We start from the raw sequence: 24,892 nt of genomic DNA on the forward strand, positions 1-24,892 counted from the left end.
CGCTCGCGTCCCATCTTGACGCTTGCGCCAATTTCGAACGGCCGTAAGACTTCCCCACAGGTAAAGGGGATACCGTAGTGAGTCCGAAGAGCAACGGCGCGACCGTCATCACCGCGCCAGAAACCGACGTCGAGGGTGTCGACAACGAAGCCGTCACCAAAAATCTGGTGTTCGTCGCCGCCGAACGTCTGTTCGCACTGCACGGTTTCCAGAACGTCTCGGTGCGCGACATCACCGCCGCGGCGGGCGTCAACCTGGCCTCGGTGAACTATCACTTCGGGTCCAAGGACGCGCTGCTGTACGAAATCTTCCGGCGGCGCACGGTCGAGCTGAACCGCGAGCGCGCCAAGAAGCTGCACGAGGCGACCGATCGCTTCGAGGGCGCTCCGCCGGTGCGCGAAATCCTGGCCGCCCTGCTGACCCCGCCTTTGAAGTGGCTGGCGCCCGACCATGAGCGCCGCATCTCGCTGCAATTCCTGATCCGGGCCCGCAGCGAGGGCACCGACGAGATCCGCAAGGTCCTGCAGACCGACGTCACCCACCTGCGCCGCTTCTCCGACGCCCTGCTCAAGGCGCGCCCGGACCTGCCGTCCGAGGAGATTTATTGGCGGCTGCACTTCACCCTGGGCATGCTGCACAACAACCGCTTCGCCGAGTTCGATCGTTTGAACGTTCTGTCGGAAGGCACGACCAGCGAGGCCGATGTCGAGGCGCTGCTGGAGCGCATGCTGGCCTTCGCCGAGGCGGGGTTCTCGGCCTAGCCGGGCCCTGCCGAAAGGCGGGCTCCATCACCCGTCTGTGACGGAACCAAGCCGCCTGGGCGGTGTTATGCAGAGCCTATGGCGCGGCTCGGCATCCTTCATGAAACGCGGTACAGCTACGCCCGACCGGTGGGTTTCGGGGCGCATCGGCTGTTGATCCGGCCGCGCGACAGCCACGCCATCCGCATCTGCGAGGCCTCGCTGCAGACTTCCCTGCCGGGCGAAACGCGCTGGACCTATGACGCGGTGGGCAATTGCGTCTGCTGGTTCACGCCGAAGGGCGAGGCCGACAGCCTGACCATAACCAGCCGCCTGGTCATCGACCGCTTTCCCGCGCCCCTGACCAGCCTGCAGATCGACGATCCGCACACGATCTCGCCGATCGTCTACTCGCGTGAGGACCGGGCGGTGCTGAACCCCTTCATCACCCCCGCCACCGACGACGATGACCGCGTGCTGTTGCGGTGGCTGCGCCGGCAAATGGAGCGTCCCGACGAGCCGGCCATCGATTTCCTGCTGCGGATGAACGCCACCATCCACGACACCTTCGCCTACAAGGCTCGGCCCGAGGCAGGCACCCAGACCCCGGCCCAGACCCTGTCATCGGGTGAGGGCACCTGCCGCGACTTCGCCTGGCTGATGGTCGAGGCCCTGCGCCGGTTGGGTTACGCGGCGGTGTTCGCCACCGGCTACATCTACAGCGGCCCCACGTCAGCCCTGCGCGGCGCCGGCGCCACCCATGCCTGGTGCGAGGTGTTCCTGCCGGGCCTGGGCTGGACCGAGTTCGATCCGACCAACGGGCTGGCGGAGTCGCCGGACCTGATCCTCGTCGCCCACACCCGCACACCCAACGAGGCCAAGCCGATCTCGGGCACCATCCTGAACGATCCGGGCGAGGCCCACCTCAGCGTCAAGGTCGAGGTGCGCCTGCTGGACACGCTCGAAGCGGCGGCCTGATGAAAACGACACGAAAAATCGGGAGGATGCGACCATGATGAAATCGTTCCAACAGCAAGCGCCCCTGAGCGGCGCCCACCTGCCGCGTCCCGAGCCCAAGCCGCAGCACGGTCAGAAGCCTGACGTCGAATGCCTGAAGGTTCCGGAAAAGAGATCGTTCGAGCCGAGGCCGGGGCACTGACGGCCTAGCCCTTGGTCCTGCGGCCGCCCTTGGAGTGGCCGGCGGTCATGGGACTGGGCTTCGTCGGCGGCACCCAACCCTTCGGCGGCACGTAGCTGGGCTGGTCGGTCCCAAGCCCCATCTTTCCTGGCTCCTGGCGCTTCAGATACGACACCGGGGAGGGGTTCGATCCACGGATCAGCCCGATACGGTCGCGCAGCACAGCGGCGGCTTCGAAATCCTCGGCCGCCACCGCCGCGGCCATCGCTGCTTCCAGTTCAGCCAGATCGGTGGTCTCGGACACGGCGAAATCCTCCTGCGCGGACCTGGACAACGCGCGATCGGTCGAGCCGGCCTAGCCCCGCACCAGCTCCCGCATCGCCTTGTCCAGGCCGTCGATGGTCAGCGGGAACATCCGATCGTTCATCAGCTGCTTCATCACGCCGATCGACTGGGTGTAGTCCCAGTGCCGCTCAGGCGTGGGATTCAGCCAGACCGCGCTCTGGTAGATGTCGGTGACCCGGCTCATCCAGATAGCCCCGGCCTCTTCGTTCCAGTGCTCGACGCTGCCGCCCGGATAGGTGATCTCATAGGGGCTCATGGTCGCGTCGCCCACGAAGATGACCTTGTAGTCGTGCGGGAACTTGTGGAGCACGTCCCAGGTGGGAAGCTTCTCGACCTGGCGGCGGCGATTGTCCTTCCACACGGCCTCGTAGAGGCAGTTGTGGAAGTAGAAGAACTCCAGGTGCTTGAATTCGGTCTTGGCGGCGCTGAACAGCTCTTCGCAGAGCTTGATGTGGCCGTCCATCGAGCCGCCGATGTCGAAAAACAGCAGCACCTTGATGGTGTTGCGGCGCTCGGGACGCATCTGGATGTCCAGATAGCCCTTCTCGGCGGTGCCGCGGATCGTGCCGTTCAGGTCCAGCTCTTCCAGCGCGCCCTGGCGGGCGAACTTGCGCAGGCGGCGCAGGGCCACCTTGATGTTACGGGTGCCCAGTTCGACGCTGTCGTCGAGGTTCTTGTACTCGCGCTTGTCCCAGACCTTCACGGCCCGGCCGTGGCGGCTCTTGTCCTGGCCGATGCGGACGCCTTCGGGATTGTAGCCGTTGTTGCCGAACGGACTGGTGCCGCCCGAGCCGATCCACTTGGACCCGCCCTCGTGGCGTTCCTTCTGCTCCTTCAGGCGCTCCTGCAGGGTCTCCATCAGCTTCTCGAAACCGCCCATGGCTTCGATTTGCGCCTTCTCCTCGTCGGTCAGGAACTTCTCGGTCAGGGCTTTCAGCCACTCGGCCGGGATGTCGGCGGTGATGCCGTCCTCGACGGTCTCCAGCCCCTTGAACACATGGCCGAACACCCGGTCGAACTTGTCGAGGTTCTTCTCGTCCTTCACCAGGCTGGCGCGCGACAGGAAATAGAAGTCCTCGATCCGCCGATCGATGACGTCCTTGTCCAGGGCCTCCATCAGCAGGAGGTATTCGCGCAGGGACACAGGAACCTTGGCGGCGCGCAGCTCGGAGAAGAAGCGGAGGAACATGGGCGGACTTTCGAACGAGTGTTCGAAGGATGGCGGGTTCGGGCCTTCAGCGCAACAGGCCCTCCCTTGTGGGGAGGCGGCCAAAGGCCGGCGGGGGGAGTTTGCGAGGGTCGATCGTGCGTGCGGTCGCTTGCCGACCACTCCCCCCGCCGTCGGCTTCGCCGACACCTCCCCCGCAGGGGAAGGCCTGGAAACTCGTCATCCCCGCCGCAGGATGAATTCCAAGTCCCGCGTTTCGCCGACCGGGAAACGGTATTCGCCGACCTTCATGAACCCTCGGCTTCCATACAGTTTCTGAGCCCCGAGGTTCTCGGACCACACGCCGATCCATAGCGGGCGCGGGCCGTCGCGCTCCAGCCAGTCCAGGGCCGTCTTCAGCAGCAGCGAGCCGCGCCCGCCGCCCTGGAAATCCTTCAGCACATAGATGCGGTGCAGTTCGCCGTCGCCGGGTTTGACGTCCTCGTGCGGCAGCCCGCAGGGGCCGGCGGTGGCGTAGCCGATCGCCTCGTCGTCCAGTTCCATCAGCCACGTCGCCTTGGCCGGATCGGCCAAGTCGCGCCGCGTCCGCTCCAGGCCGTAGGCGTAGGCCAGGAAGGTTTCCAGGTCCTCGGTCGGATAGAGGCGCCCGAAGGTTTCGCTGAATGTGCGCGCGCCCAGGCTGGACACGGTCTCGGCGTCTTCAGGGATGGCGCGGCGGATGGTCGGGGCGATGTTCAAGGGCTAGGATCCTCGCATGGATGTCGCGCTCTATACACACCAGGATATGCTCGACCATCGGCCCGGCGACAATCACGCCGAGCGGCCCGAACGCCTGCGAGCGGTGATCGACGCGTTGAACGACGACAGTGGTCTGGACCTGGAGAGCGTCGAAGCCCCGCTGGTCGACTTCGACGACCTGGCCCGAGTCCATCCCCAGGGCTTCATAGACGGCGTGTTGGCCGCCGCCCCCAGCAGCGGGCTCCGATTTCTGGATCCCGACACCGTGCTGTCGGCGGGCAGTCTTACCGCCGCTCGCCGCGCCGCCGGGGCGGTGGCCGCCGCGACCCGGGCCGTGGCGGCGGGGCAGGGGATGCGGGCGTTCTGCGCCGTCCGCCCGCCGGGCCATCACGCCGAGCCGGACACGGCGATGGGCTTTTGCGTGTTCTCCAACATCGCCGTGGCGGCGCGGGTCGCCCAGGCCTCCGGGTTCAGGCGCGTGGCGATCGTCGATTTCGACGTCCACCACGGCAACGGCACCCAGGCGACGTTCGAGCACGATCCGAGCGTGTTCTTCGCCTCGATCCACCAGTCGCCGCTCTATCCGGGCACCGGCGCGCCGTCCGAGACCGGAGTCGGCAACATCGCCAACGCCATCGTCGCCCCGCATGCCCCTCGCGAGGTCTGGCGCAAGGGCTTTGAGGGCCTGATGGACAAGGTGGACGGCTTCGCGCCGCAACTGATCCTGGTCTCGGCCGGCTTCGACGCCCATGTCCGCGATCCGCTGGCCGCCCAGAGCCTTGAGGCCGAGGATTTCGCCTGGGCGACGCGGGCGATCGTCTCGGTCGCGAACCGCCGTTGCGGCGGGCGTATTGTTTCCTCGCTCGAGGGCGGCTACGACCTAGAAGCGCTCGGCCGCTCGGCGGCGGCGCATGTCAAAGCGTTGCAAGAGGGGTAAGAGGTCGAGGCCGTCGCCAAGGCGACAAACCGACCTCCAAGTTTTATGGCCGACGAAACCGCCGACCACCTTTCCTCCCCAAATTCGCTTGGGCCGGAATCCTCTGGGCCGGTCTCCACCGGAGCCGTCGGCGTGCGCCCGGGGGCGATCACCTTGGCCCGTCACGGCGAGCCGGCCCTGTCGCGCAAGGTCCGCTTCAATGCGCCGGCCTATGGCGAATGGTGGGGACGCTACGAGGAGGGCGGGCTGCTGCCCGGCCAGACCCCGCCGGAATCGCTGAAGGTCACCGCCCGGCGGTCCGGGGTGGTGATCGCCTCGACGCGTCGGCGGTCGATCGAGACCGCCACGGCCGTGGCCGACGGCAAGGCCTTCGCCACAGACCCTCTGTTCATCGAGGCCCCGCTGCCGCCGCCGCCCTGGCCGCGCTGGATCAGGATGTCGCCCAGGCACTGGGGATTTTTCGCCCGGTTCTGGTGGTGGTTCTTCGATCACCACGCCGGACAGGAAAGCCGCGCCCAGGCCGAGGTTCGCGCCGACCAGGCCGCCGAGCTGCTGATCGACCTGTCGAAGAACGGTCAGGACGTGCTGCTGGTGGCGCACGGTTTCTTCAACACCATGATCGGCCTGGCGCTGGAGAAGCGCGGCCTGAAGAAGACCCAGGACCAGGGGTTCAACTACTGGTGCGTGAAGCGCTTCGAGCGACCCTAGGCGCCTTGGCGAGCAACAGGGACGCCGAGGCCCTTGACCCCGTTCACCAAATGCCCCGCCAACGGCGTTGCTCGCGCCGCGACCCACCACTAGGGTGCCCCTATTCGCTCCGGAGAAGAAATGATCAGTCCGCAAGATCTTGAAGGCATGAGCTTCGAGCAGGCCCTGCAACGTCTGGAGCAGATCGTCGGCGAGCTGGAGTCCGGCAAGGCCGAGCTCGAGCGTTCGATCGAGATCTACGAGGACGGGGCGGCCCTCAAGGCGCATTGCGAAAAGAAGCTCGAGGCGGCCCGTCTGAAGGTCGAGAAGATCGTGCTGGGCCAAGGTGGCGCGATCAGCGCCGAACCGGCCGAGTTCAACTGATGGGGCAGACGTCGCCGCAGATCGGCTATGAGGACTTCGAACGGGTCGATATTCGTATCGGCACGGTGATCGAGGCCACGCCGTTCCCGGAGGCGCGCAAGCCCGCCTACAAGCTGACCATCGATTTCGGCCCCGAGATCGGGGTCAAGAAATCCTCGGCCCAAGTGACCAAGCACTATGCCTTGGACGAACTGATCGGCCGCCGGGTGGCCGCCGTGGTCAATTTTCCGCCACGCCAGATCGGCCCTGTGAAGTCCGAGGTCCTGTGTCTGGGCTTTCCGGACGCCGAGGGCGGCGTGGTGCTGATCGACGTGGACCGTGACGTTCCAAACGGGGGTAAGCTGTTTTGATCGACCTCGAAAAGCGCATCGTCCAGGCTGCCGACATCGTCACCGTGGCGCTCGACGAACTGCTGCCGCGCGCCGATGGTCCCGAAAGCCGTCTGACCGAGGCGATGCGTTACGCGGCCCTGGGGCCCGGCAAGCGTCTGAGGCCGTTCTTCGCCCTGGAGACGGGCAAGATGTTCGACCTGCCCGAACGGCCCGTCCTGCGCGCCGCCTGCGCCCTGGAATGCATCCACGCCTACAGCTTGGTGCATGACGACCTGCCGGCCATGGACGACGACGACATGCGCCGCGGCCGGCCGACCGTCCATGTGCAGTATGACGAGGCCACCGCGATCCTGGCCGGCGACGCCCTGCAGACCGCCGCCTTCGAGATCATGGCCCACCCCGACACCCATGACGACGGCCATATCCGCTCGGAGCTGGTGCGCAAGCTGGCGATCGCTTCCGGCGCCAAGGGCATGGCCGGCGGCCAGATGATCGACCTGCTGGGCGTGCGCGACGACCTCGGAGCCGTGGCCCGGATGCAGCGGCTGAAGACCGGCGCCCTGATCGCCTTCGCCTTTGAAATCCCGCTGATCATCGCCCGAGCCAAGGATTCCGAGCGCGCTGCCCTGATGGGTTTCGCTCAGGACCTGGGCCTGGCCTACCAGATCGTCGACGACATCCTCGACGCCGAGGGCGACGAAGCCGTGCTGGGCAAGGCCGCCGGCGGCAAGGACGCGGCCAAGGGCAAGGCCAACTACGTCACGCTGCTCGGCCTTGATGCGGCCAAAGAGCGCGTCAACCTATTGGCCGCGCAAACCAAATCACATCTCGATATTTTCGGCGAACGGGCTGAACATCTGCGTCGCAGCGTGGATTTCGTGCTGGACCGCCGCAACTGACCGCGCTTTCTTCGGACATGTCTGTTTTGACCCCTCTTCTCGACACCCTCTCGTCACCGGCCGATACGCGCGACTTCAGCGTGGCTGAACTGAAGCAGCTGGCGAACGAGGTTCGGGCCGAGACCATCGACGCCGTCTCCGTGACCGGCGGCCACCTGGGCGCCGGCCTGGGCGTGGTCGAGCTGACCGTCGCGCTGCACCACGTGTTCGAGACGCCCAAGGACATCCTCATCTGGGACGTCGGCCACCAGGCCTATCCGCACAAGATCCTGACCGGCCGCCGCGATCGCATCCGCACCCTGCGCCAGGGCGGCGGCCTGTCGGGCTTCACCAAGCGCGCCGAGAGCGAATACGACCCGTTCGGCGCCGCCCACGCGGCCACTTCGATCTCGGCGGCCTTGGGCTTCTGCGCCGCGCGCGACGCCAAGGGTGAAAACAACAGCGTCATCGCCGTGATCGGCGACGGCTCGATGAGCGCCGGCATGGCCTATGAGGCGATGAACGCCGCGGTCGACACCACCAAGCGCCTGATCGTCATCCTCAACGACAACGACATGTCGATCGCCCCGCCGGTGGGCGGCATGAGCGCCTATCTGGCCAACCTCGTCTCGGGCGGCGCCTATCGCAAGGTGCGCAAGCTGGGCAAGACCGTGGTCGAGAAGCTGCCGACCCCGATCCGCGATGCGGCCCGCAAGGCCGAGGAATACGCTCGCGGCATGGTCACCGGCGGCACGTTCTTCGAGGAGCTGGGCTTCCACTATGTCGGCCCGATCGACGGCCATGACATGGACGCCCTGGTCTCGGTGCTGAAGAACGCCAAGAACTTCGACGAAAAGCCGGTGCTGGTCCACGTCGTCACCCAGAAGGGCAAGGGCTACGCCCCGGCCGAGGGCGCCGACGACAAGCTGCACGCGGTGGTCAAGTTCGACGTCGTCACCGGCCAGCAGCACAAGGCCGCCGCCGGTCCGCCCAGCTACACCAAGGTCTTCGCCCAGGAGCTGATCAAGCACGCGGCGATCGACGACAAGATCGTGGCCATCACCGCCGCCATGCCCTCGGGCACGGGGCTGGACCTGTTCGGCAAGGCCTATCCGGAGCGCACCTTCGACGTCGGCATCGCCGAGCAGCACGCGGTGACCTTCGCCGCCGGCCTGGCCGCCGACGGCATGAAGCCGTTCGCGGCGATCTATTCGACCTTCCTGCAGCGCGGCTATGATCAGGTCGTCCACGACGTGGCCATCCAGCGCCTGCCGGTGCGCTTCGCCATGGACCGCGCCGGCCTGGTCGGCGCCGATGGTCCGACCCACGCAGGCACCTTCGATCTCGGCTTCATGGGCGCGCTGCCCGGCATGGTGCTGATGGCCGCCGCCGACGAGGTCGAGCTGGCCCACATGGTCGCCACCGCCGTCGCCATCGACGACCGGCCCAGCGCTTTCCGCTATCCGCGCGGCGAGGGCTGGGGCCTGACCATCCCCGACCTGGCCGCCCCGCTTGAGATCGGCAAGGGCCGCATCGTCCGCGAAGGGACCAGCGTCGCCATCGTCTCACTGGGCACGCGCCTGGGCGAGTGCCTGAAGGCCGCCGACTTGCTGGCTGCGCGCGGTCTCTCCGCCACCGTCGCCGACGCCCGCTTCGCCAAGCCACTGGATGTCGACATGCTGCTGCGCCTGGCGCGTGAGCACGAGGCGATCATCACGGTCGAAGAAGGCGCCATCGGCGGCTTCGGCGCCTTCGTGCTGCAGGCCCTAGCCGAACACGGCGCGCTGGATCGCGGCCTGAAGATCCGCACTCTGGTGCTGCCCGACGTCTTCCAGGACCAGGACAAGCCGGACGTCATGTACGCCCAGGCCGGTCTGGACGCCGAGGGCATCCTGCGCGGCTGCCTGTCAGCCTTGGGCATCGACAACATCAGCGCCGCGGGACGGCGGGCTTAACTGGCTGGGGACATGCCCTTGGGCGTGTCCCCAAGTCTTGGCTATGGGGATGCTGACGGGGACAGGCCGGGAGGGCATGTCCCAGCCGTTAGATCGAACACGCCTTGAAGAACGCCTTCACGTGGCCCTGGTTGGCGGGGGCGGCGTCGAGACTGTGGCGTTCGTCGGCGATCAGCAGGTCGAGGTCGCCGGTGCGGCGGAAAGCTCTCAGCACCGAGGCGTCCAGGCTGGTGCGGGCCTGGAGCACGCCGTCGCTCATGTCAGAGGGCGCGGCCCGGGCCTTCAGGCGAGTGACCGAGCGGCCCGAGGCCAGGGCGATCTCATCGCCCGTCAGGCCCGTCGCGGTCAGGGTCACGGCCGAGGCGCGGGGCGCGCAGGCCATCATCAGCACCACGTCGTCGCTGTCGGGCCGGCCATAGGCCAGCTTGGGGCCTTCCCCCAGGCTGTTCATGTAGCTCCAGGCGTAGCCGGGCTGGGTCGAACGGTCGGAGGCGCAGGCGCCCAAGGTCAGGCTGCCCAGGGCCAGGACCAGGAGCAGGGCGTTCGGCGCGGGACGGTTCGACAGGCGGCGCATCACGGGTTCCTTCGTCAGAGGAACGCCGCTCGGGCCTCACGGGTTCAGAGCCGCCAGTCCAACACCCCGTCGCCGCCCGCGTGCAGGGTTCCGGTCCGGCCGATCGGGAAGGCGTCCGGATTGGTTAGGGCCGCCAGGGTGTCGGCGTCGGCGGCGGGAACCCGCGCCAGGGCCCGGGCGCCGTCCGCGGTCCGCACGATGGCCACGCCGTGGGTCGGCGCGCCGTCGCGGTCGTAGAGCACGGTGTGGGTCTCCAGAACCGCTTGGCCCGTGGCGTTCTCGACGAAGGCCGGGATCGCGCCGCGCCGGGCGTCGGCCTGGCCTTGCACGCTGATCGCCTCCAACGATCTTGCGCCCTGCGGCGCGGGACGGTCGGCCAGCACCAGGCCGTGGTGCTTGGTGACGAACTCGCCCTGGCCGTACAGCAGGCCGGTCCCCCCATCGCCCCGCAGCCGCAGGGTCATGGCGACGGCGGCGTGGGTCATGTAGTCGTTCATCGGCGCCCCGAAGAAGGTCAGGCCGCCGGTCACGGTGGGCGTCACGTCCGCAGGGAGGCCCAAGGTCCGTCGGGCCATCTTCGGCACGCAGGGGAAGCAGCTGTAGAGCTCCAGGGCGTCGAAGCTCTCCGCCATCCCCGCCACGGTCTCCAGCACGGCGTCCTGGGCGACCGAGCCGTGATAGTGGTCGCGCTGCAGGTAATCGCCCGGCTCGCGCGCCGCCGCCCCGCCCCAGATGAACACCAGGCGCTCGTCGGGGATCCCGGCGGCCCTCGCGGCGGCCAGGCTGGTCACGATCACCGCCGCTCCCTGGTTCACCTGCATGTTGGCGACCATCAGCTTGGTGTAGGGCCAGGCGATCGGCCGGTTGTCGGGACGCGGCGTGGTGATCTGGTCGGGCGTGAAGGCCGTCTTGATCCAGGCGTTGGGCTGGCCCGCCGCCACCGCCGCATAGGCCGACCACAGGGCGCCGGACTCCGCCAGGGCCTGACGCGGCGTCTGGCCCCAGTGATGAGCGGCCGCGTTCTCGTAGAACGGATAGACGCTGACCGGCAGGAAGACCCCCAGCTTCAGGGCCAGAGGGTGGACCTCGATGCGCGGCCCGCCGCCCGTTGCGACGGGCTTGGGCGTCCAGGGCAGGTCGATCCCGGCGGCGCGGGCCTTGTTGACGCTCCACTGCGCCTCGGCCCCGACCACGGCGCAGACCTGCGCCTCGCCTCGGGCGATGCGCAGCGCCGCCTCGTGCAGGAACCGCACCGGGCTCTCGCCGCCGACTGGACCATAGACGGCGCGGGCCGGAGCGATGTCGAGCCGGGCGCACAGTTCGCCCGCCGCGTCGGCATAGCGCCAGCTCAGCTGGTTGACGACGTCCAGCGAGGCGATCTTGGCCAGGAACCCGCCGCCGGCGTCGGCGTCGGCCTCGCGCAAGGCCGCTTCCATCAGGGCCAAGGGCTCCTGGGCCTTGGACAGGTCCGTGGGGCGGTCGAGCGCCTCGCCGACGCCGACGATGACAGGGATGCGTTCAGGGCTCACAGGACGGGTTCTCCAGCGCTTTCGGCGGTCAGGGCGCGTTGGTAGCCTTCGCGGGCCTTCATCCGCTCCAGGTGGGCGGCGAAGGCTTCAGGGTAACTGTCGGCGAAGCCCAGCTGCTCGCCCAGCTTCAAGGCGTAGGCCACCGAGATGTCGGCCATGGTGAAACGCCCTGCCGCGACGTAGCCGCTGTCGTCCAGCAACTTGGCGGCCGCCTTCAGCCGCGACAGGAACCACTGCACGTAGTCGGCGGCCGCCTGAGGCAGGCGGCGCTCGGGCGGCTCGAACACCGCGTAGCGCAGGTGGATGGTCTGGGGGAAGGTGAGGGTGGCCTCGCCCATGTGCAGGAAGTTCAGATAGGCCCCGAAGCCCGGCTCGTCGGGCCCCACGGTCAGGTCGCTGGGGCCGTACCGGCGGGCCAGGTATTCGCCGATCGCGGCCGACTCGCTCATCAACGTCTCGCCGTCGATCAGGGCGGGCGTCGTGCCCAGCGGATTGATGTCCAGGTAGCCGGGCTCGCGGAAACGGGGCGGGAAGGGCGTCAGCTTCAGCGTGTAGGGCAGGCCCAGCTCCTCCAAGGCCCACAGGGCTCGGAACGAGCGCGCGCCGACGCAGTGATAGAGGGTGATCATCGGACGCCTCCCAGGTCTGGTTGGGGCAACATCCGACGGAACGTCCTGTGAGGCCATCGTGCCCTTACGTCCGCCCCTTACGTCGGATTGCGCGGCGGCGTAGAAGACCAGGGCGCGGACAGGACGCGACGCCGCGTTTGGCGGCGTCCCCAGGGGGGAAGTCTTTGATGTCTTGGGAAGAAATGGTGGGCGCAGTAGGATTCGAACCTACGACCCGCTGATTAAGAGTCAGCTGCTCTACCAACTGAGCTATGCGCCCGCACGGCCCGAAGCGGTGGTTTGCCTCGGCGGCGAGGCGCGGAACATACGCAAAGAATCTTGGAACGCAAGGGACTATTTTTTGGCCAGACGAGATATCAGCGGAGCCGTGGATTTCGCCTATCTGGAAGGGTTCGCGATGGATGATTCCGCGGTCATCGACGAGGTGCTGGCCCTGTTTCGCGAACAGGCCGCGCTATGGACGCCGATGCTCGACAAGAGCCATCCGGGCTGGTCGGACGCGGTCCACACGGTCAAGGGCGCCGCGCGGGGCGTTGGGGCTTTCGCGCTGGGCGACGTGTGCGCCGAGGCCGAGGCCGGGACCAAGAGCCTGAACGACGTGCGCGACGCCCTGGACGCGGCTCTGATGGACATCGCCGCCTATGCGCATGAGCGGGCGCTGCGGTCGCTGAAGGGGTAGCGGCGGGTCGCATCGTGGTCCGAAACCTCGTCCTTCGACAAGCTCAGGATGAGGTTTCTACTGAACCGAAGCAAACATTAGCCCTCATCCTGAGCCTGTCGAAGGACGAGGGCGGCCCCGCGAACCTCGAAACATCCGTACCAACTTACGAAGGTGTAATTGGCTCGACGCACGCCGCTCGCCTAGGCTGCGCGCATCTCAACGGGAGCCCCTTCGATCATGACCAACAGCCCCTGGTCCCACCAGCGCAACGCCGCCGTCGCCGACGACATCGATTTCGAGATCAAGGGCCAGGAGCTGCAGTTTCTGGAGATCGAGCTTGATGCGGGCGAAAGCGCCGTGGCCGAGGCCGGTTCGTTCGTCTGGAAGGACGCCAGCGTCCAGATGACGACGGTGTTCGGCGACGGCTCGGGCGATGCCGGCGGCGGCTTCATGGGCAAGCTGCTGGGGGCGGGCAAGCGCCTGGTCACCGGCGAGAGCCTGTTCACCACGGTCTTCACCCACACCGGCTCGGGCAAGGCCCGCGTGGCCTTCGCCTCGCCGACCCCGGGCGCGATCCTGCCGCTGAACCTGGGCCAGTTGGGCGGTTCGCTGATCTGCCAGAAGGACAGCTTCCTGGCCGCCGCGCGGGGCGTGTCGATCGGCATCCACTTCCAGAAGCGGGTGATGACCGGCCTGTTCGGCGGCGAGGGCTTCATCATGCAGCGGCTGGACGGCGACGGTTGGGTGTTCGTCCAGATGGGCGGGACCCTGGTCGAGCGTGAGCTGAAGCCGGGCGAGGAGCTGCATGTCGACACCGGCTGTCTCGCGGCCTACACGCCCGGCGTCGACTTCGACCTGGTCATGGCCGGCGGCGTGCGCAGCGTGCTGTTCGGCGGCGAGGGCCTGTTCTTCGCCCGCCTGCGCGGACCCGGAAAGGTCTGGATCCAGTCCCTGCCGTTCTCGCGCCTGGCGGGACGCATGCTGCAAGCGGCCGGCGGCCATGGCGGCAACCGCGGCGAGGGTTCGATCCTGGGCGAACTGGGCGATCTGATCGGCGGGAACCGATAGGCTCCAATCCCTCTCCCTTGCGGGAGAGGGGCGCGGCTAGGCCGCGCGGCGACCGGCGGCCTGATCCTTCTGGCCGACGTCGAAGATGTCGACCCGCGCGGACAGCTCATGGCTTTCGACCTGCAGCGTGTGAGCCGCGGCGGTGGTTTCCTCCACCATGGCGGCGTTGCGCTGCACGACGCGGTCCATCTCGGCCATGGTCGTGTTGACCTCGCCCAGGCCCTGGGCCTGATCCTGGGCCGAGCGGGCGATGGCGGTGACCTGTTGGTCTATCTTGGCCACCACCTCGACGATCCGCTGCAGGGCCTCACGGGTGCGGCCCACGCGTTCGACGCCGGCCGCGACCTGGGCGCCGGACTCGTTGACCAGCCCCTTGATCTCCTTGGCGGCGTCGGCCGAGCGCTGGGCCAGGGCCCGGACTTCCTGGGCGACCACCGCGAAGCCGCGACCGGCGTCGCCGGCCCGGGCGGCTTCGACCCCGGCGTTCAGGGCCAGCAGATTGGTTTGGAAGGCGATCTCATCGATCACCCCGATGATGTGGCCGATCTTGCCGGACGAGGCCTCGATCAGGGTCATGGCCTCGACGGCTTCGGTGACCACCGGGTCTGAACGTTCGACCTCGGAGCGGGCGCTGGCGGCGGCCGCGTTGGCCTGGTGGGCGCCGTCGGCGGTCGAGCGCACGGCGGCGGTGATCTGATCCAGGGCGGCGGCGGTCTGCACCAAGCCAGCGGCCTGTTGTTCGGTGCGATCGGCCAACTCGTCGACGGCCCGGGCCATGTCGGCCACGCCGGCGCTCATGCTGGAGGCGTTGCCGGTGATCTCGCGCATCGCCGCCTGCAGCTTGTCCATCGCGCCGTTGAAGTCGGCGCGCAGCGGCTCGTAGCGGGTGGCGAAGGGCTGGGTCAGGCGGCAGGTCAGGTCGCCGCGCGACAGTTGGGCCAGGCCCATGGCCACGGTGTCGACCACCAGGGCCTGTTCGGCCTCGATCGCCGCCTTCTGGGCGGCCTGTTCGGCGTTATCGGCGTCGCGGGCGGCGCGGGCCGTCTCGGCGGCGGCGTTGGCCTGGTCGGCCTCGCGGGCGGCGGTCAGGGCCTTGTCGGTGCGGGCGGTCACGGTGACGAAGAGGCGCGAGACGCTGGCTGTCAGCCAGATCAGCGACCAGGCCGTGACCAGGGTGACCCCGGCGTTGAAGGCGATCCGCAGCGGGCTGAAGGCGCCCAGCATCAGGAGATTGGGCGCGAGGAAGGCGGCGCCGACGTCGATGGCCACGATGCCGGCCGCTCCGACCGCCACCACCCGCCAGTCGCCATAGGCCACCAACAGGGCCAGGGCGGCCAGATAGGCCATCCGCGCGTCGGCCTGCCAGGCGTGGCCGGAGAAGGCCGCGATGAACAGCGTGACCTGGCCCACCAGGCTGATCGCGGTGGAGATCCGCTGGGCGACGCTGTCGCGCCAGACGGCGAAGCCGCCCAGGGCCATCGCGCCGAACGCCACGGAGCCCAGAGCCAGCCCCAGGATCGGTCCGCCGGCGAACAGACGGGCGGCCGGAACCATCAGGATCATCGCCGCGATGCACGCCAGGACCAGATGGCCGCCGACGCGTCGCTGCGCTTCGATGGTATCGAACTCGATCATCTTGGCACTCCACTCCGCCAAACGCCCAATGACGTTTGAAGGGTGGAGGTTAATCCCCGGTGTTGAAGTAGGGCTTTTGCGGCCTAGGTACGAATACTTAAGCGCGCGGCTCCTAGATCCAGTCGGGCGTCAGGTCCCGGCCCAGCATCTCCTCGTACGACGGCCGCGCGCGGATCACCGCGAACCGGTCGCCGTCGACCAGAACCTCGGGGACCAGCGGGCGGGTGTTGTATTCGCTGGCCATGGCCGCGCCGTAGGCGCCGGCCGACATGAAGGCCACCAGCTCCCCCGCCGCCAGCGGCGGCAAGGCGCGTTCACGGGTGAAGGTGTCGCCGGTCTCGCAGATCGGGCCGACCACGTCATAGGTCGTCTCGCCGCCGCGTTTGATGACGGGGCGGATGTCGTGGAAGGCGTCGTACATGGCCGGACGGATCAGGTCGTTCATGGCCGCGTCGATGACCAAGAAGCGCTTGCCCTCCGGCCGCTCGTGGACGTGGATCACCTCGCTGACCAGCACCCCGGCGTTGGCGGCGATCACCCGTCCAGGCTCGAAGGCCAGCTTGACGGGGAGCCCGTGGGTGACCTCGCCGACCATCTTGGCGAATTCGGCGGGCGTGGGCGGTTCGGGCATGTCGAAATAGGGCACGCCCAGCCCGCCGCCCAGGTCCAGCCGCTCGACATGCAGGCCTTCGCCCAGCAGTTGTTCGACCAGGCCGCGCATCTTGGTGAAGGCCTGGCGCATCGGCGTCAGGTCGGTGATCTGGCTGCCGATGTGGCAGGCCACGCCGATCGGTTCGAGATTGGCGTTGTTGCTGGCGTTGGCGTAAAGGCGCGCGGCCTCGGCGAACGACACCCCGAACTTGTTCTCGGACTTGCCGGTGGCGATCTTGGCGTGACCGCCGGCCGCGACGTCGGGATTGACCCGGAACGCCACCTTGGCCTTGACGCCCAACCCGGCGGCGACCTCGGCGATCAGGTTCAACTCCGGCTCGGATTCGACATTGATCTCGGCGACGCCGGCCTGCAGGGCGAAGGCGATCTCGCCGCGCTTCTTGCCAACCCCCGAGAACACGATCCGCTCGCCGGGGATGCCGGCGGCCAGGGCGCGGCGCACCTCGCCCTCCGACACCGTGTCGGCGCCGGCGCCGAGGTTGCCCAGCACCTTCAACACCGCGACGTTGGAATTGGCCTTCACCGCATAGGCGATCAGCGGATCGACGACACCGGCGGCGGCCAGGGCGTCGCGGAACACGGTGAAGTGCCGCTCCAAGGTGGCGCGGGAATAAACATAGACCGGAGTGCCGACTTCGCTGGCGATCTTGGCCAACGGGACGCCCTCGCAGGCCAGGCCTTCGGGGCCGTATTCAAAATGGTTCACTTCAGGGTCTTTCTGGACGCGTCGGTGGCCCGCCCTCGTCCTTCGACAGGCTCAGGATGAGGGCTACTGTGGAGGCGCTTCGACTGAAATCCTCATCCTGAGCTTGTCGAAGGACGAGGATTTCACACGCCGGAGGCGCCACCTAGTTGGGTTGGGCGCTGGGGAAGCCGGCGCCCGAGGGGCCGCCGAACGGGTCGGACTGGGTTCCGGGCAGCGGCGCGGCGCGGGTCGTGCGGTTGCTCGACGCCGGGTCGATGGCCTCCTGGGTCCCGTTAGCGCGGGCCGGCTGGTTGGCCGTGGCCGAGCCCTTGCGGCGTTCGGCCTCGTAGGCGGCTTTCTTCTGGGCGTTCCACAGCGGGGCGGGGCGCTCCAATTGCCCCTGTTTGCCGCAGGCGGCCGCGGTCAGGGCCAGGGCGGCCAGGGTCACGAGAGCGACAGGACGGATCATCCGAGCAGTTCCTTCCAACGCGCGATCTGGGCGCGAACCTGGGCGGGAGCGGTCCCGCCATAACTCATCCGGCTGGCCGCCGAGGCGGCCGGGGTCAGCACGGCGTAGACCGCGTCTGTGATCCGCGGCTCGATCGCCTGGAACTCGCCCAGCGAAAGGTCCGCCAGATCGACGCCCTTGGTCTCGGCCGCCTTCACGGCCGAACCTGTCACGTGGTGGGCGTCGCGGAAAGGCATGTTCAGTTCGCGGACCAGCCAATCGGCGAGATCCGTGGCGGTCGAGAAGCCCGCGCCGGCGGCGGCGGCCATCTTGGCGGTGTTCGGCGTCAGGTCGGCGATCATGCCGGCCATGGCCAGCAGGGACAGCTCCAGGGCGTCGAAGGCCTCGAAGGTCGGAACCTTGTCCTCCTGCATGTCCTTGGAATAGGCCAGGGGCAGGCCCTTCATCACCACGGTCAGCGTCGTGAGCGAGCCCAGGATCCGGCCGACCTTGGCGCGGATCAGTTCGGCCGCGTCGGGGTTCTTCTTCTGCGGCATGATCGAGCTGCCGGTCGTGAAGGCGTCGGTCAGCTTGATGAAGCCGAACATTGGCGTCGTCCACAGCACGATCTCCTCGGCCAGGCGCGACAGGTGCGTGGCGGTGATCGAGGCGGCCGACAGGGCTTCCAGGGCGAAGTCGCGGGCTGAAACGCTATCCAGCGAATTGGCGGTCGGGCGGTCGAAGCCCAGGGCCGCGGCGGTGGCGTGGCGGTCGATCGGGAAGGGCGAACCGGCCAGGGCGGCGGCGCCCAGCGGACACTCGTTCATCCGTGCGCGGGCGTCCTTGAACCGCGAGGCGTCGCGGCCGAACATCTCGACATAGGCCATCAGATGGTGGCCGAAGGTCACCGGCTGGGCCGGCTGCAGGTGGGTGAAGCCCGGCATCAGGGCGTCGGCATAGGCTTCGGCTTGGGCGACCAAGGCGCGCTGCAGGGCTTCCAGCTGACCCGCCGAACGCTCGCAGGCCTCGCGCACCCAAAGGCGGAAGTCGACGGCCACCTGATCGTTGCGCGAGCGGGCGGTGTGCAGCCGGCCGGCCGTCGGGCCGATCAACTCGCGCAGCCGCGCCTCGATGTTCATGTGGATGTCTTCGTATTCATCGCGGAACGGGAAGGCTCCGGCGGTGATTTCGCCCTCGATGGCGTCCAGGCCCTTGAGAATTTCCTCGCCGTCTTGGCTTGCAATCACGCCTTGGGTGATCAACATCCGAGCATGGGCGCGGGAGCCCGCCAGGTCCTGCGCCCACAGGCGCTTGTCGAAGCCGATGCTGACATTGATCGCCTGCATCAGCTCCGCTGGCTTGGCCGAGAACCTGCCGCCCCACATGGCTTGGCCCTGTCCGCCCGTCGCGGTCTTGGGCTTATCGGAGGCGTTGTCGGTCATATGAGCGAATTCCAGTCGGACAGGGACGAAGCCGCGCGCAAGCTCGGCCCGCTGAAGTGGGCGATCGGCGCCGTTCTGGTGATCGGCGTCGCGGCGGTTCTATACGTCATCGCTCAGGCTTCATTCAAACCCGCAGGTGTGGTCGACCTCAAGGAATTCAAGAAAGCGTCCCTGGAGAAGCTGGACGTGCCGACCCAGCCGCGCGCCGCGCCGGCCACGATCTTCACCGACGGCGCCGGAAAGCCCCACACCTTGGCCGATTTCAAGGGCCAGGTGGTGGTGATGAACCTCTGGGCCACATGGTGCGCGCCCTGCAAGAAGGAGATGCCGACCCTGGGCAAGCTGCAGGCCGCCTACGCGACCCAGCCGCTGAAGGTGCTGCCGATCAGCGTCGACCGCGACAGCGACCTCAACCTGGTCCAGGCCGAGATGGCCGCCAACCCGCCGCTGCAGGTCTATCGCGATCCCGGCTACAAGCTGTCGTTCGCGCTGGATCCACGCGCCGCCGGCTACCCGACCACCGTGATCTACGACAAGCAAGGTCGCGAGCGCGCCCGGCTGGCGGGCGACGCCGACTGGTCCAGCCCAGAAGCACGGGGTTTGGTCGAGGCGCTCCTACGCGAGCATTGAGGTCGGTCGCACGCTTAAGCATACCGACGTTTTTTGAATTGACCCCTCAACAGGGGCGTGTCCACTGTGCCGTGCAATCCTGGATTTGGGCCTGCGAACCGCTACCCGGACGACTGAGATTGTTACCTGCCCGCTTGTCCGGGCATTGGATCGTCTATCTCTAGGAGACCTCTACATGGCGACCGGCGTGGTGAAATGGTTCAACGGCACCAAGGGCTTCGGCTTCATCCAGCCCGATGACGGCGGCAAGGACGTGTTCGTCCACATCAGCGCCGTCGAACGCGCGGGCCTGCGCAGCCTGGACGAAGGCCAGAAGGTCAGCTTCGACACCGCCGAAGAGCGCGGCAAGGTCGCGGCGAACAATCTGAAGCCGCTCTAGGCGCCGGATTTCGAGCGTTTTTCGCTCGCATGGTTAAATTTGACGGGCGCCGGTTCCAACGAACCGGCGCCCGTCTGCTATGTGAGGGTCGATGACCGTCGATCCGCGCCAACTGGAAATCATCGCCGATCGCGCCTGGCCGGCGCGTCAGAGCGGGGCCCTGGGCGGATGGCGGCTGAACGCCTCGGACGGCTGGTCGCTGCGGATCAACGCCTGCTGGCCGCTGGGCGAGCCCGGCCGGCCGATCGACGAGGCGATCGACGCGGCGGAGGCCTTCTACGCCGCCCACGGCCTGCCCGTTCGCTTCAAGCTGTCGGATGGAGCCGTGGTCCCGGCCAACCTGTCCGAACATCTGCGCGCCCGCGGCTATCGGCCGACCCATGGCACCTTGATGATGGTGGGCGAGGCCTCGGGGATGATCGCGGGGGCGGCTGACCTGGCCGTGGTGCTTTCCGACTCGCCCGATCCGGCCTTCGAGGCGGTGCTGGCGGCCAGCGCCGGTGGCAACGCCGCCGACGCCCGCGAGCGTCTGGACGCCCTGGCCCGCATCCCCCCGCCGGCCCGCTTCGCGCGGCTGGACCTGGACGGTCAGGTCGCGGCCCTGGGCGCGAGCGCCATCGACGGCGAATGGGTTGGGATCTTCGGCATGCGCACCCTGCCCAGTCATCGCCGCAGGGGGCTGGCCAGCCGGGTCCTGGCGGCCCTGTTGCATGAGGCCCGCTTGCTGGGCGCTCGTCGGGCCTATCTGCAGGTCGAGGCCGACAACGCTCCGGCCATCGCCCTCTACAGCGGTCTGGGGTTCGTGCCGGCCTATGGCTATCGGTACTGGGTGGTCGAGTAGGCGTTTCAGGCGGCCCGACGCCTTGGCGGCTAAGGCAGGGCCAGGCCCATCTCCGCTCGCAACTGCGCCGGTGTTATCCCCGCGACCCGCAGCTCCCGCAGGGTCTGGGCCCTGTCGCGCTTGGCATAGCGCTTGCCATCAGGGCCGACCAGAAGGCGGTGGTGACGATAGATCGGGGTGGGCAGGTCCAGCAGGGCCTGCAGCAGGCGCTGGATGTGCGCGGCCTCGAACAGGTCCTGGCCGCGGATCACGTGGGTGATCCCCTGCAGGGCGTCGTCCAGCACGACGGCCAGGTGATAGGCCACCCCGACGTCCTTGCGGGCCAGGACGATGTCGCCGGCGGTTTCGGGGCGCGCGGCGATCATGCCGATTTCGCCGCCGGGTCCTGTCCCTTCCTCGGTGAAGCTTAGGTCATCGAAGCCGCCCAGGGCCCCGCGAGCCGCGTCCAGCGAAAGCCGCCAGGCAAAGGCCTCGCCCCGGTCCAGCCGCGCGGCCTCCTCGTCGGGGTGCAGAGGGCCGCCGACGAACGGCTCGGCCGGCTCGTGCGGGGCGCGGCCTATGTCCAGCTCCTTGCGGGTTCGGAAGCAGCGATAGACCAGACCTTTGTCGCGCAAGACGTCGATGGCGCGGTGATAGTCGATCAGGTGCTCGGATTGTCGACGCACCGGTTGTTCCCAGGATAGGCCCAACCAGGCCAGGTCCTCGAGGATCGAAGCCTCGAATTCGGGGCGGCTGCGGGTGGCGTCGATGTCTTCGATGCGCAGCACGAACCGGCCGTCCACGGCCTGGGCGGCGTCGAAGGCGGTCAGGGCCGAAAAGGCGTGGCCGCGATGCAGGTGGCCGGTGGGCGAGGGCGCGAAACGCGTGGCGAAGCGCATCTCCTCACCCGCAGCGAAGCGTACGGGGGAGGTGGCTCGACGCGTAGCGGCGAGACGGAGGGGGCGTGCGGCGGCTGCCCATCAACAGGTTCAGGCCTGATCAAGCTTGGCGAACATGCCCAGGTGTTCGAACACCGCGCGCAGGAAGGCCTCTTCGCCCCCCAGGGCTTCCTTCAGCGGATCGAACTGCTTGAAGGTGATCATCTCGGCCAGGCCGTGGCCAGCGCACCAGGCGGCGATCGTGGCCAGTTCCAGATCGAGCGGCGTGGCCGTTCCGCCGCTGCGCTCGTCGATGGTGTTGCGCACCTGGCAGTAGGCGCCTTCTTCCTTCATCTGCTCGGGCAGGGCGTCCTTGTCGCGCGAGCAGTCGTACATCACGCGGTAGAGGGCGGGATTGTCGCGGGCGAAGCAGACATAGGCCACGCCCAGGCTGGTCATCCGCTCCTTGCTGTCGGCGGCCTTGGCTCGGGCCTCGCCGAGGGCGGTGTCCAGGGCGGCCCAGCCCTCGTGGGCGACGGCGTCCAGCAGTTCGCCCTTGTCCTTGAAGTGGTGATAGGGCGCGGCCGGGCTGACACCGGCCTCCCGCGCCACCGCCCGCAGCGAAAGCGCCGCCGGACCCTCGGTTTCGAGGATGCGGCGAGCGGCCTCGACCAAGGCGCGGCTGAGGTCGCCGTGGTGGTAGGGACGGGCTTCGGAAGTCGCCGAGGAGGAGGGGGCCTGTGTCATCTCGGACACTGTAACCGTTCCTGTTCAAAAATCCATCCTAACGGCGTCAAGATTCATCTTGACATCGTTTAGATCGGTGATATCTAAGCATCGTCCAGATCGGGCTCGGTCTGGAACGAGGGACGGCTCAAAGATCGCCGCGCCTCGCAACCAAACTCAAGGATGTGTGTGATGACCAATACCTTCTTCGCCTTCGAAACGGCTCTCGACCGTATGGCCCTGGGCTTCTTCCTGGCCGCCGCCGTCGGCATCGCCGCCGCCTTGGTCGGCGTGGCGATCTAACCTCCGCAGCGCTTGTGGCCGACGGGACCAGCGGATTCCCACGCTGTCCCGCCGCCACGATCGCCGTTGAAGGTGTCGCCTGAACCACCCCAAGCCGCCCGCGCCTGATCGCCGGCGGCTTTTGCATGTCTTGATCCCGCCGCCGCGCGCGCCTAGGTCGAATGCTCCCGAGGCGGAACATCCCGCGCCGGGCCGGATTTTCCAGGCATGACCTTTCCTTCCTCCATCGCTGAGATGCGTCGATGAGCGTCGCCTTCACCAAGGAAGGCGACAGCGAGGCGTTCGCCGCCGACCTGCTGGACCGCCCGATCTCGCCGCATCCGAACCTGGTCACGCCATCGGGCCTGGCCCGGATCGAGGCGGCCCTGGCGCAGGCTCGCGCCGCTTACAGCGCCGCCCAGGCCGGCGGCGACGTCGCTCAGGACCGCACGGCCATGGCCCGAGCCACCCGCGACCTGCGCTACTGGTCCGCCCGCCGGGCCAGCGCCCAGCTGCGCGAGCGTGATCCGTCCGTCGAGGGCCTGCAGTTCGGCGGGACCGTCACCTTCGATCGCGAGGACGGTCGCCGCCAGACCTTCCGCATCGTCGGCGAAGACGAGGCCGACCCAGCCCAGGGCTCGGTGTCCTATGTCTCGCCGGTGGCTCGGGCCCTGCTGGGCAAGGGCGTGGGCGACACCGCCATGGTGGCCGGCGGCGAAGTCGAGATCATCGCGGTCGACGAGACCTGAAATCGTCCCGCCAGGACAGGGATGTCTTGGTTCTGTCGTCGACTTGGCTCATCCTTTCCATGCGTTCGGGAATGAATGGCGATTCCTGAGAATGCGTAGGAAGGAGGCCTGTCTTCAGTCCGATCGCGTATCCGCTTCATAAGGGCCGGTTCGGCCCACATCTTCGTAGGGGCCCTTGGGGCTCCGGAGGGAGGACCTGATGCAGGTGCTTTCCCGTCCCCCGTCCGGCATGCCGGCGCTCGTCCTCAACGCCGATTATCGGCCCCTGAGTTACTATCCGCTGTCCCTCTGGCCCTGGCAGGAGGTGATCAAGGCGGTGTTCCTGGACCGTGTCGACGTGGTCTCGACCTATGATCACGTGGTCCATTCGCCCTCGTTCGAGATGAAGCTGCCCAGCGTGGTGTCGCTGAAGCAGTATGTGCCGCAGGATCGTCCGCCGGCCTTCACCCGCTTCAACCTGTTCCTGCGCGACGGGTTCTCCTGCCAATATTGCGGCTCGCCCGACGAACTGACCTTCGACCATGTGATCCCTCGCTCGCGCGGCGGCCGGACCACCTGGGAGAACATCGTCACCGCCTGCGCGCCCTGCAATCTGAGCAAGGGCGGCCGCACGCCGCGCGAGGCGGGCATGCATCCGTTCCACACCGCGCGTCGTCCCAGCATGCACGAGCTGCAGGATCGCGGCCGCCGGTTCCCGCCGGGACACCTGCACGCCAGCTGGCTGGACTACCTCTACTGGGACATCGAACTGGAAGCCTAGAACGCGACGCAGCCGAGTCGCTAAAAATGTCCAGGAAACAAAGCTTTATGGCTCTGCTTGCATCGACTCACCACTGGGCGGACCCAAGGACTGGGGGCCGTCCAGCGGGAGGGTTCGATGCTTGCCAGTCCTTCGATGCTTCCAAGTCCCACGCTTCACGAGCATGGACGAGCGCTGTGCGTCAAACGCCGGTTGCGGTGGCTGATGGCCGCCATGACCCTGGCGAATGTCATCCTGTGGACCGTGGTGTTCGGGCTATAGGCGCAATCCGCCCATCGGCTCACGGGTTCTATCCTCACGCTTTCGGGCGAAAATCGGGAGAGACCCCATGATCAAGCGTATCACCTGATGGAAATCAGGCCTGGCGCGGAAAGCGTCGGGCGGCCCGCTCGGCGAAGCTGGCGGGCCGATCGGCCTTCAGCGTTTCGACGGGGGAGGGGAAGACGGCCTTGACCACCGGCGCAAGGCCGCGCGCGCCGCGTCGGCGGTCCTGGGCGGCGATCTCGGCGAAGGTCGCCGCGCCGCGTTTGCGAGCCAGGGCGCGGAGGTTCTCGATATGACTGATCAGGTGGACGACGCCCACGCCCACGGCGTCGGCCAGCACGTCGCTGATCGAGGCGCTGCGGTCGGCGGTGAAGAGTTGGGCCACCTCGATGCTCGCGCCCAGCAGCACAGCGGCCACGGCCAGGTCGTTGCGGCGCATACGGGGGAAAGCCAGGAAAGACACCGCCATCAGCCCGCCGAAGGCGATGGCGTGAGCCGCCTTGTCGCTCAGCCCGAACACGCTCTCAAGGCCCGGCCAGGGACCCAGCATCAGCACCGCGGCGGTCAGGGCGCCGCCGACCAGAACGGCGCGGGCGGTGGTCACGACATGGTTGGGCGTCAGCATGGGCTTCCTGGCTCGCGATGAGCCCAAAGCCTAGGGCGCCTTGGCCTACAAGCCGTGAAGGAACAGGGTCAACGGAAGATGACCAGGGCGCGCCGGCTGTCGGAGACGACGGCGCGCCCGGCGTCTATTTCTTC

The 24,892-nt window shown here is 67.9% G+C and carries 29 protein-coding genes, 1 tRNA gene and 2 pseudogenes; 17 read left to right on the forward strand and 15 right to left on the reverse strand.

The window, feature by feature from the left end; genetic code table 11:
- The first annotated feature begins 107 nt into the window (after positions 1-107).
- A complete protein-coding gene (locus WAL33_RS18475) occupies positions 108-761 on the forward strand; it encodes a TetR/AcrR family transcriptional regulator (protein WP_422183138.1) in 654 nt (217 codons plus the stop codon).
- Positions 762-839: 78 nt separating this feature from the next.
- Complete coding sequence (locus tag WAL33_RS18480) at positions 840-1,718, forward strand: transglutaminase family protein (protein WP_422183094.1); 879 nt, start codon at positions 840-842, stop codon at positions 1,716-1,718.
- Between the two features lie 185 nt (positions 1,719-1,903).
- Here the strand turns inward: WAL33_RS18480 and WAL33_RS18485 are convergent, their stop codons facing one another.
- The 3 genes from WAL33_RS18485 to WAL33_RS18495 all read right to left on the reverse strand — a co-directional run bounded on the left by WAL33_RS18485 (position 1,904) and on the right by WAL33_RS18495 (position 4,129).
- Positions 1,904-2,182: a UvrB/UvrC motif-containing protein gene (locus tag WAL33_RS18485; RefSeq protein ID WP_422183096.1), complete on the reverse strand. Its 279-nt coding sequence runs from the start codon at positions 2,180-2,182 to the stop codon at positions 1,904-1,906.
- Positions 2,183-2,233: 51 nt separating this feature from the next.
- Positions 2,234-3,412: a vWA domain-containing protein gene (locus WAL33_RS18490; protein ID WP_422183098.1), complete on the reverse strand. Its 1,179-nt coding sequence runs from the start codon at positions 3,410-3,412 to the stop codon at positions 2,234-2,236.
- Between the two features lie 198 nt (positions 3,413-3,610).
- Entirely contained in the window at positions 3,611-4,129 is a 519-nt protein-coding gene (locus WAL33_RS18495) for a GNAT family N-acetyltransferase (RefSeq protein ID WP_422183101.1), read from the reverse strand.
- 16 nt (positions 4,130-4,145) lie between these two features.
- Between WAL33_RS18495 and WAL33_RS18500 the strand changes: the two genes are divergently transcribed.
- The 6 genes from WAL33_RS18500 (at position 4,146) to dxs (ending at position 9,302) form a co-directional block, all read left to right on the forward strand.
- The gene (locus tag WAL33_RS18500) at positions 4,146-5,066 is read left to right on the forward strand and encodes a histone deacetylase family protein (RefSeq protein WP_422183102.1); all 921 of its coding nucleotides are present in this window, start codon (positions 4,146-4,148) and stop codon (positions 5,064-5,066) included.
- 45 nt (positions 5,067-5,111) lie between these two features.
- Positions 5,112-5,774, forward strand: coding sequence for a histidine phosphatase family protein (locus WAL33_RS18505; RefSeq protein ID WP_422183104.1), 663 nt, complete (start codon positions 5,112-5,114; stop codon positions 5,772-5,774).
- A gap of 120 nt (positions 5,775-5,894) precedes the next feature.
- Positions 5,895-6,137: an exodeoxyribonuclease VII small subunit gene (locus tag WAL33_RS18510; RefSeq protein ID WP_422183105.1), complete on the forward strand. Its 243-nt coding sequence runs from the start codon at positions 5,895-5,897 to the stop codon at positions 6,135-6,137.
- A complete protein-coding gene (locus WAL33_RS18515) occupies positions 6,137-6,487 on the forward strand; it encodes a tRNA-binding protein (RefSeq protein WP_422183106.1) in 351 nt (116 codons plus the stop codon). Before WAL33_RS18510 ends, WAL33_RS18515 begins: the two co-directional genes overlap by 1 nt.
- Entirely contained in the window at positions 6,484-7,368 is an 885-nt protein-coding gene (locus WAL33_RS18520) for a polyprenyl synthetase family protein (protein ID WP_422183107.1), read from the forward strand. The genes WAL33_RS18515 and WAL33_RS18520 overlap by 4 nt, the downstream gene beginning before the upstream one ends.
- Before the next feature lie 17 nt (positions 7,369-7,385).
- On the forward strand, positions 7,386-9,302 hold the full coding sequence (dxs, locus tag WAL33_RS18525; protein WP_422183108.1) for a 1-deoxy-D-xylulose-5-phosphate synthase: 1,917 nt from the start codon (positions 7,386-7,388) through the stop codon (positions 9,300-9,302).
- A gap of 88 nt (positions 9,303-9,390) precedes the next feature.
- Here the strand turns inward: dxs and WAL33_RS18530 are convergent, their stop codons facing one another.
- The 4 genes from WAL33_RS18530 to WAL33_RS18545 all read right to left on the reverse strand — a co-directional run bounded on the left by WAL33_RS18530 (position 9,391) and on the right by WAL33_RS18545 (position 12,293).
- Entirely contained in the window at positions 9,391-9,876 is a 486-nt protein-coding gene (locus tag WAL33_RS18530) for a hypothetical protein (protein WP_422183109.1), read from the reverse strand.
- Positions 9,877-9,920: 44 nt separating this feature from the next.
- Positions 9,921-11,405, reverse strand: a complete 1,485-nt coding sequence (locus tag WAL33_RS18535) for an acetyl-CoA acetyltransferase (protein ID WP_422183111.1) — start codon at positions 11,403-11,405, stop codon at positions 9,921-9,923.
- The gene (locus tag WAL33_RS18540; protein WP_422183112.1) at positions 11,402-12,034 is read right to left on the reverse strand and encodes a glutathione S-transferase family protein; all 633 of its coding nucleotides are present in this window, start codon (positions 12,032-12,034) and stop codon (positions 11,402-11,404) included. The genes WAL33_RS18535 and WAL33_RS18540 overlap by 4 nt, the downstream gene beginning before the upstream one ends.
- Positions 12,035-12,217: 183 nt before the next feature.
- Positions 12,218-12,293, reverse strand: a tRNA-Lys gene (locus tag WAL33_RS18545).
- Positions 12,294-12,374: 81 nt separating this feature from the next.
- Here WAL33_RS18545 and WAL33_RS18550 point away from each other — a divergent pair.
- From WAL33_RS18550 to WAL33_RS18560, 3 genes and pseudogenes are all read left to right on the forward strand, one after another.
- Positions 12,375-12,713 (forward strand): Hpt domain-containing protein, encoded by a 339-nt coding sequence (locus WAL33_RS18550; RefSeq protein WP_422183114.1) that lies wholly within the window; start codon positions 12,375-12,377, stop codon positions 12,711-12,713.
- An 11-nt stretch (positions 12,714-12,724) separates the two neighbouring features.
- Positions 12,725-12,828 (forward strand): annotated as a pseudogene (locus WAL33_RS18555) (hypothetical protein); the annotation flags it as partial.
- A gap of 104 nt (positions 12,829-12,932) precedes the next feature.
- Entirely contained in the window at positions 12,933-13,763 is an 831-nt protein-coding gene (locus tag WAL33_RS18560) for a TIGR00266 family protein (protein ID WP_422183115.1), read from the forward strand.
- Positions 13,764-13,799: 36 nt separating this feature from the next.
- Here the strand turns inward: WAL33_RS18560 and WAL33_RS18565 are convergent, their stop codons facing one another.
- From WAL33_RS18565 to argH, 5 genes and pseudogenes are all read right to left on the reverse strand, one after another.
- Positions 13,800-15,398: a methyl-accepting chemotaxis protein gene (locus WAL33_RS18565; RefSeq protein WP_422183116.1), complete on the reverse strand. Its 1,599-nt coding sequence runs from the start codon at positions 15,396-15,398 to the stop codon at positions 13,800-13,802.
- 112 nt (positions 15,399-15,510) lie between these two features.
- Positions 15,511-16,776, reverse strand: coding sequence for a diaminopimelate decarboxylase (gene lysA / locus WAL33_RS18570; protein WP_422183118.1), 1,266 nt, complete (start codon positions 16,774-16,776; stop codon positions 15,511-15,513).
- 29 nt (positions 16,777-16,805) lie between these two features.
- Positions 16,806-16,918, reverse strand: a pseudogene (locus WAL33_RS18575) (hypothetical protein); the annotation flags it as partial.
- A complete protein-coding gene (locus tag WAL33_RS18580; RefSeq protein ID WP_422183120.1) occupies positions 16,919-17,242 on the reverse strand; it encodes a hypothetical protein in 324 nt (107 codons plus the stop codon). It lies immediately after the preceding pseudogene.
- Complete coding sequence (gene argH, locus WAL33_RS18585) at positions 17,221-18,645, reverse strand: argininosuccinate lyase (protein ID WP_422183122.1); 1,425 nt, start codon at positions 18,643-18,645, stop codon at positions 17,221-17,223. The genes WAL33_RS18580 and argH overlap by 22 nt, the downstream gene beginning before the upstream one ends.
- Here argH and WAL33_RS18590 point away from each other — a divergent pair, their 5' ends adjacent.
- From WAL33_RS18590 to WAL33_RS18600, 3 genes are all read left to right on the forward strand, one after another.
- On the forward strand, positions 18,646-19,275 hold the full coding sequence (locus WAL33_RS18590) for a TlpA family protein disulfide reductase (RefSeq protein WP_422183124.1): 630 nt from the start codon (positions 18,646-18,648) through the stop codon (positions 19,273-19,275).
- Between the two features lie 175 nt (positions 19,276-19,450).
- Positions 19,451-19,654: a cold-shock protein gene (locus tag WAL33_RS18595; protein WP_422183126.1), complete on the forward strand. Its 204-nt coding sequence runs from the start codon at positions 19,451-19,453 to the stop codon at positions 19,652-19,654.
- Positions 19,655-19,745: 91 nt separating this feature from the next.
- On the forward strand, positions 19,746-20,495 hold the full coding sequence (locus WAL33_RS18600) for a GNAT family N-acetyltransferase (protein WP_422183127.1): 750 nt from the start codon (positions 19,746-19,748) through the stop codon (positions 20,493-20,495).
- Positions 20,496-20,524: 29 nt separating this feature from the next.
- Here the strand turns inward: WAL33_RS18600 and gluQRS are convergent, their stop codons facing one another.
- Entirely contained in the window at positions 20,525-21,373 is an 849-nt protein-coding gene (gene gluQRS, locus WAL33_RS18605) for a tRNA glutamyl-Q(34) synthetase GluQRS (protein WP_422183129.1), read from the reverse strand.
- 90 nt (positions 21,374-21,463) lie between these two features.
- Positions 21,464-22,099, reverse strand: a complete 636-nt coding sequence (locus tag WAL33_RS18610; RefSeq protein ID WP_422183140.1) for a TetR/AcrR family transcriptional regulator — start codon at positions 22,097-22,099, stop codon at positions 21,464-21,466.
- Positions 22,100-22,623: 524 nt separating this feature from the next.
- On the opposite strand from WAL33_RS18610, the gene greA reads away from it, so the two are divergent.
- The 3 genes from greA to WAL33_RS18625 all read left to right on the forward strand — a co-directional run bounded on the left by greA (position 22,624) and on the right by WAL33_RS18625 (position 24,130).
- Entirely contained in the window at positions 22,624-23,109 is a 486-nt protein-coding gene (gene greA, locus WAL33_RS18615; RefSeq protein ID WP_422183130.1) for a transcription elongation factor GreA, read from the forward strand.
- A gap of 196 nt (positions 23,110-23,305) precedes the next feature.
- On the forward strand, positions 23,306-23,869 hold the full coding sequence (locus WAL33_RS18620; RefSeq protein ID WP_422183142.1) for an HNH endonuclease: 564 nt from the start codon (positions 23,306-23,308) through the stop codon (positions 23,867-23,869).
- 117 nt (positions 23,870-23,986) lie between these two features.
- The gene (locus WAL33_RS18625) at positions 23,987-24,130 is read left to right on the forward strand and encodes a hypothetical protein (protein ID WP_422183132.1); all 144 of its coding nucleotides are present in this window, start codon (positions 23,987-23,989) and stop codon (positions 24,128-24,130) included.
- A gap of 94 nt (positions 24,131-24,224) precedes the next feature.
- On the opposite strand, the gene WAL33_RS18630 is transcribed toward WAL33_RS18625, so the two are convergent.
- Positions 24,225-24,758, reverse strand: a complete 534-nt coding sequence (locus tag WAL33_RS18630) for a VanZ family protein (RefSeq protein ID WP_422183133.1) — start codon at positions 24,756-24,758, stop codon at positions 24,225-24,227.
- Positions 24,759-24,892: the final 134 nt, after the last annotated feature.

It is taken from the genome of Caulobacter sp. (assembly GCF_049283275.1).
In the GTDB taxonomy this organism is placed as follows: domain Bacteria; phylum Pseudomonadota; class Alphaproteobacteria; order Caulobacterales; family Caulobacteraceae; genus Caulobacter.

Coding starts and splice junctions, on each gene's coding strand:
- WAL33_RS18625 (WP_422183132.1), top strand. CDS start 23,987: ATGCTTGCCAGTCCTTCGATGCTTCCAAGTCCCACGCTTCACGAGCAT.
- WAL33_RS18630 (WP_422183133.1), bottom strand. CDS start 24,758: ATGCTGACGCCCAACCATGTCGTGACCACCGCCCGCGCCGTTCTGGTC.
- WAL33_RS18505 (WP_422183104.1), top strand. CDS start 5,112: ATGGCCGACGAAACCGCCGACCACCTTTCCTCCCCAAATTCGCTTGGG.
- WAL33_RS18600 (WP_422183127.1), top strand. CDS start 19,746: ATGACCGTCGATCCGCGCCAACTGGAAATCATCGCCGATCGCGCCTGG.
- greA (WP_422183130.1), top strand. CDS start 22,624: ATGAGCGTCGCCTTCACCAAGGAAGGCGACAGCGAGGCGTTCGCCGCC.
- WAL33_RS18590 (WP_422183124.1), top strand. CDS start 18,646: ATGAGCGAATTCCAGTCGGACAGGGACGAAGCCGCGCGCAAGCTCGGC.
- gluQRS (WP_422183129.1), bottom strand. CDS start 21,373: ATGCGCTTCGCCACGCGTTTCGCGCCCTCGCCCACCGGCCACCTGCAT.
- WAL33_RS18565 (WP_422183116.1), bottom strand. CDS start 15,398: ATGATCGAGTTCGATACCATCGAAGCGCAGCGACGCGTCGGCGGCCAT.
- WAL33_RS18510 (WP_422183105.1), top strand. CDS start 5,895: ATGATCAGTCCGCAAGATCTTGAAGGCATGAGCTTCGAGCAGGCCCTG.
- WAL33_RS18500 (WP_422183102.1), top strand. CDS start 4,146: ATGGATGTCGCGCTCTATACACACCAGGATATGCTCGACCATCGGCCC.
- WAL33_RS18560 (WP_422183115.1), top strand. CDS start 12,933: ATGACCAACAGCCCCTGGTCCCACCAGCGCAACGCCGCCGTCGCCGAC.
- WAL33_RS18530 (WP_422183109.1), bottom strand. CDS start 9,876: ATGCGCCGCCTGTCGAACCGTCCCGCGCCGAACGCCCTGCTCCTGGTC.
- WAL33_RS18490 (WP_422183098.1), bottom strand. CDS start 3,412: ATGTTCCTCCGCTTCTTCTCCGAGCTGCGCGCCGCCAAGGTTCCTGTG.
- WAL33_RS18595 (WP_422183126.1), top strand. CDS start 19,451: ATGGCGACCGGCGTGGTGAAATGGTTCAACGGCACCAAGGGCTTCGGC.
- WAL33_RS18610 (WP_422183140.1), bottom strand. CDS start 22,099: ATGACACAGGCCCCCTCCTCCTCGGCGACTTCCGAAGCCCGTCCCTAC.
- dxs (WP_422183108.1), top strand. CDS start 7,386: ATGTCTGTTTTGACCCCTCTTCTCGACACCCTCTCGTCACCGGCCGAT.
- WAL33_RS18515 (WP_422183106.1), top strand. CDS start 6,137: ATGGGGCAGACGTCGCCGCAGATCGGCTATGAGGACTTCGAACGGGTC.
- argH (WP_422183122.1), bottom strand. CDS start 18,645: ATGACCGACAACGCCTCCGATAAGCCCAAGACCGCGACGGGCGGACAG.
- WAL33_RS18480 (WP_422183094.1), top strand. CDS start 840: ATGGCGCGGCTCGGCATCCTTCATGAAACGCGGTACAGCTACGCCCGA.
- WAL33_RS18540 (WP_422183112.1), bottom strand. CDS start 12,034: ATGATCACCCTCTATCACTGCGTCGGCGCGCGCTCGTTCCGAGCCCTG.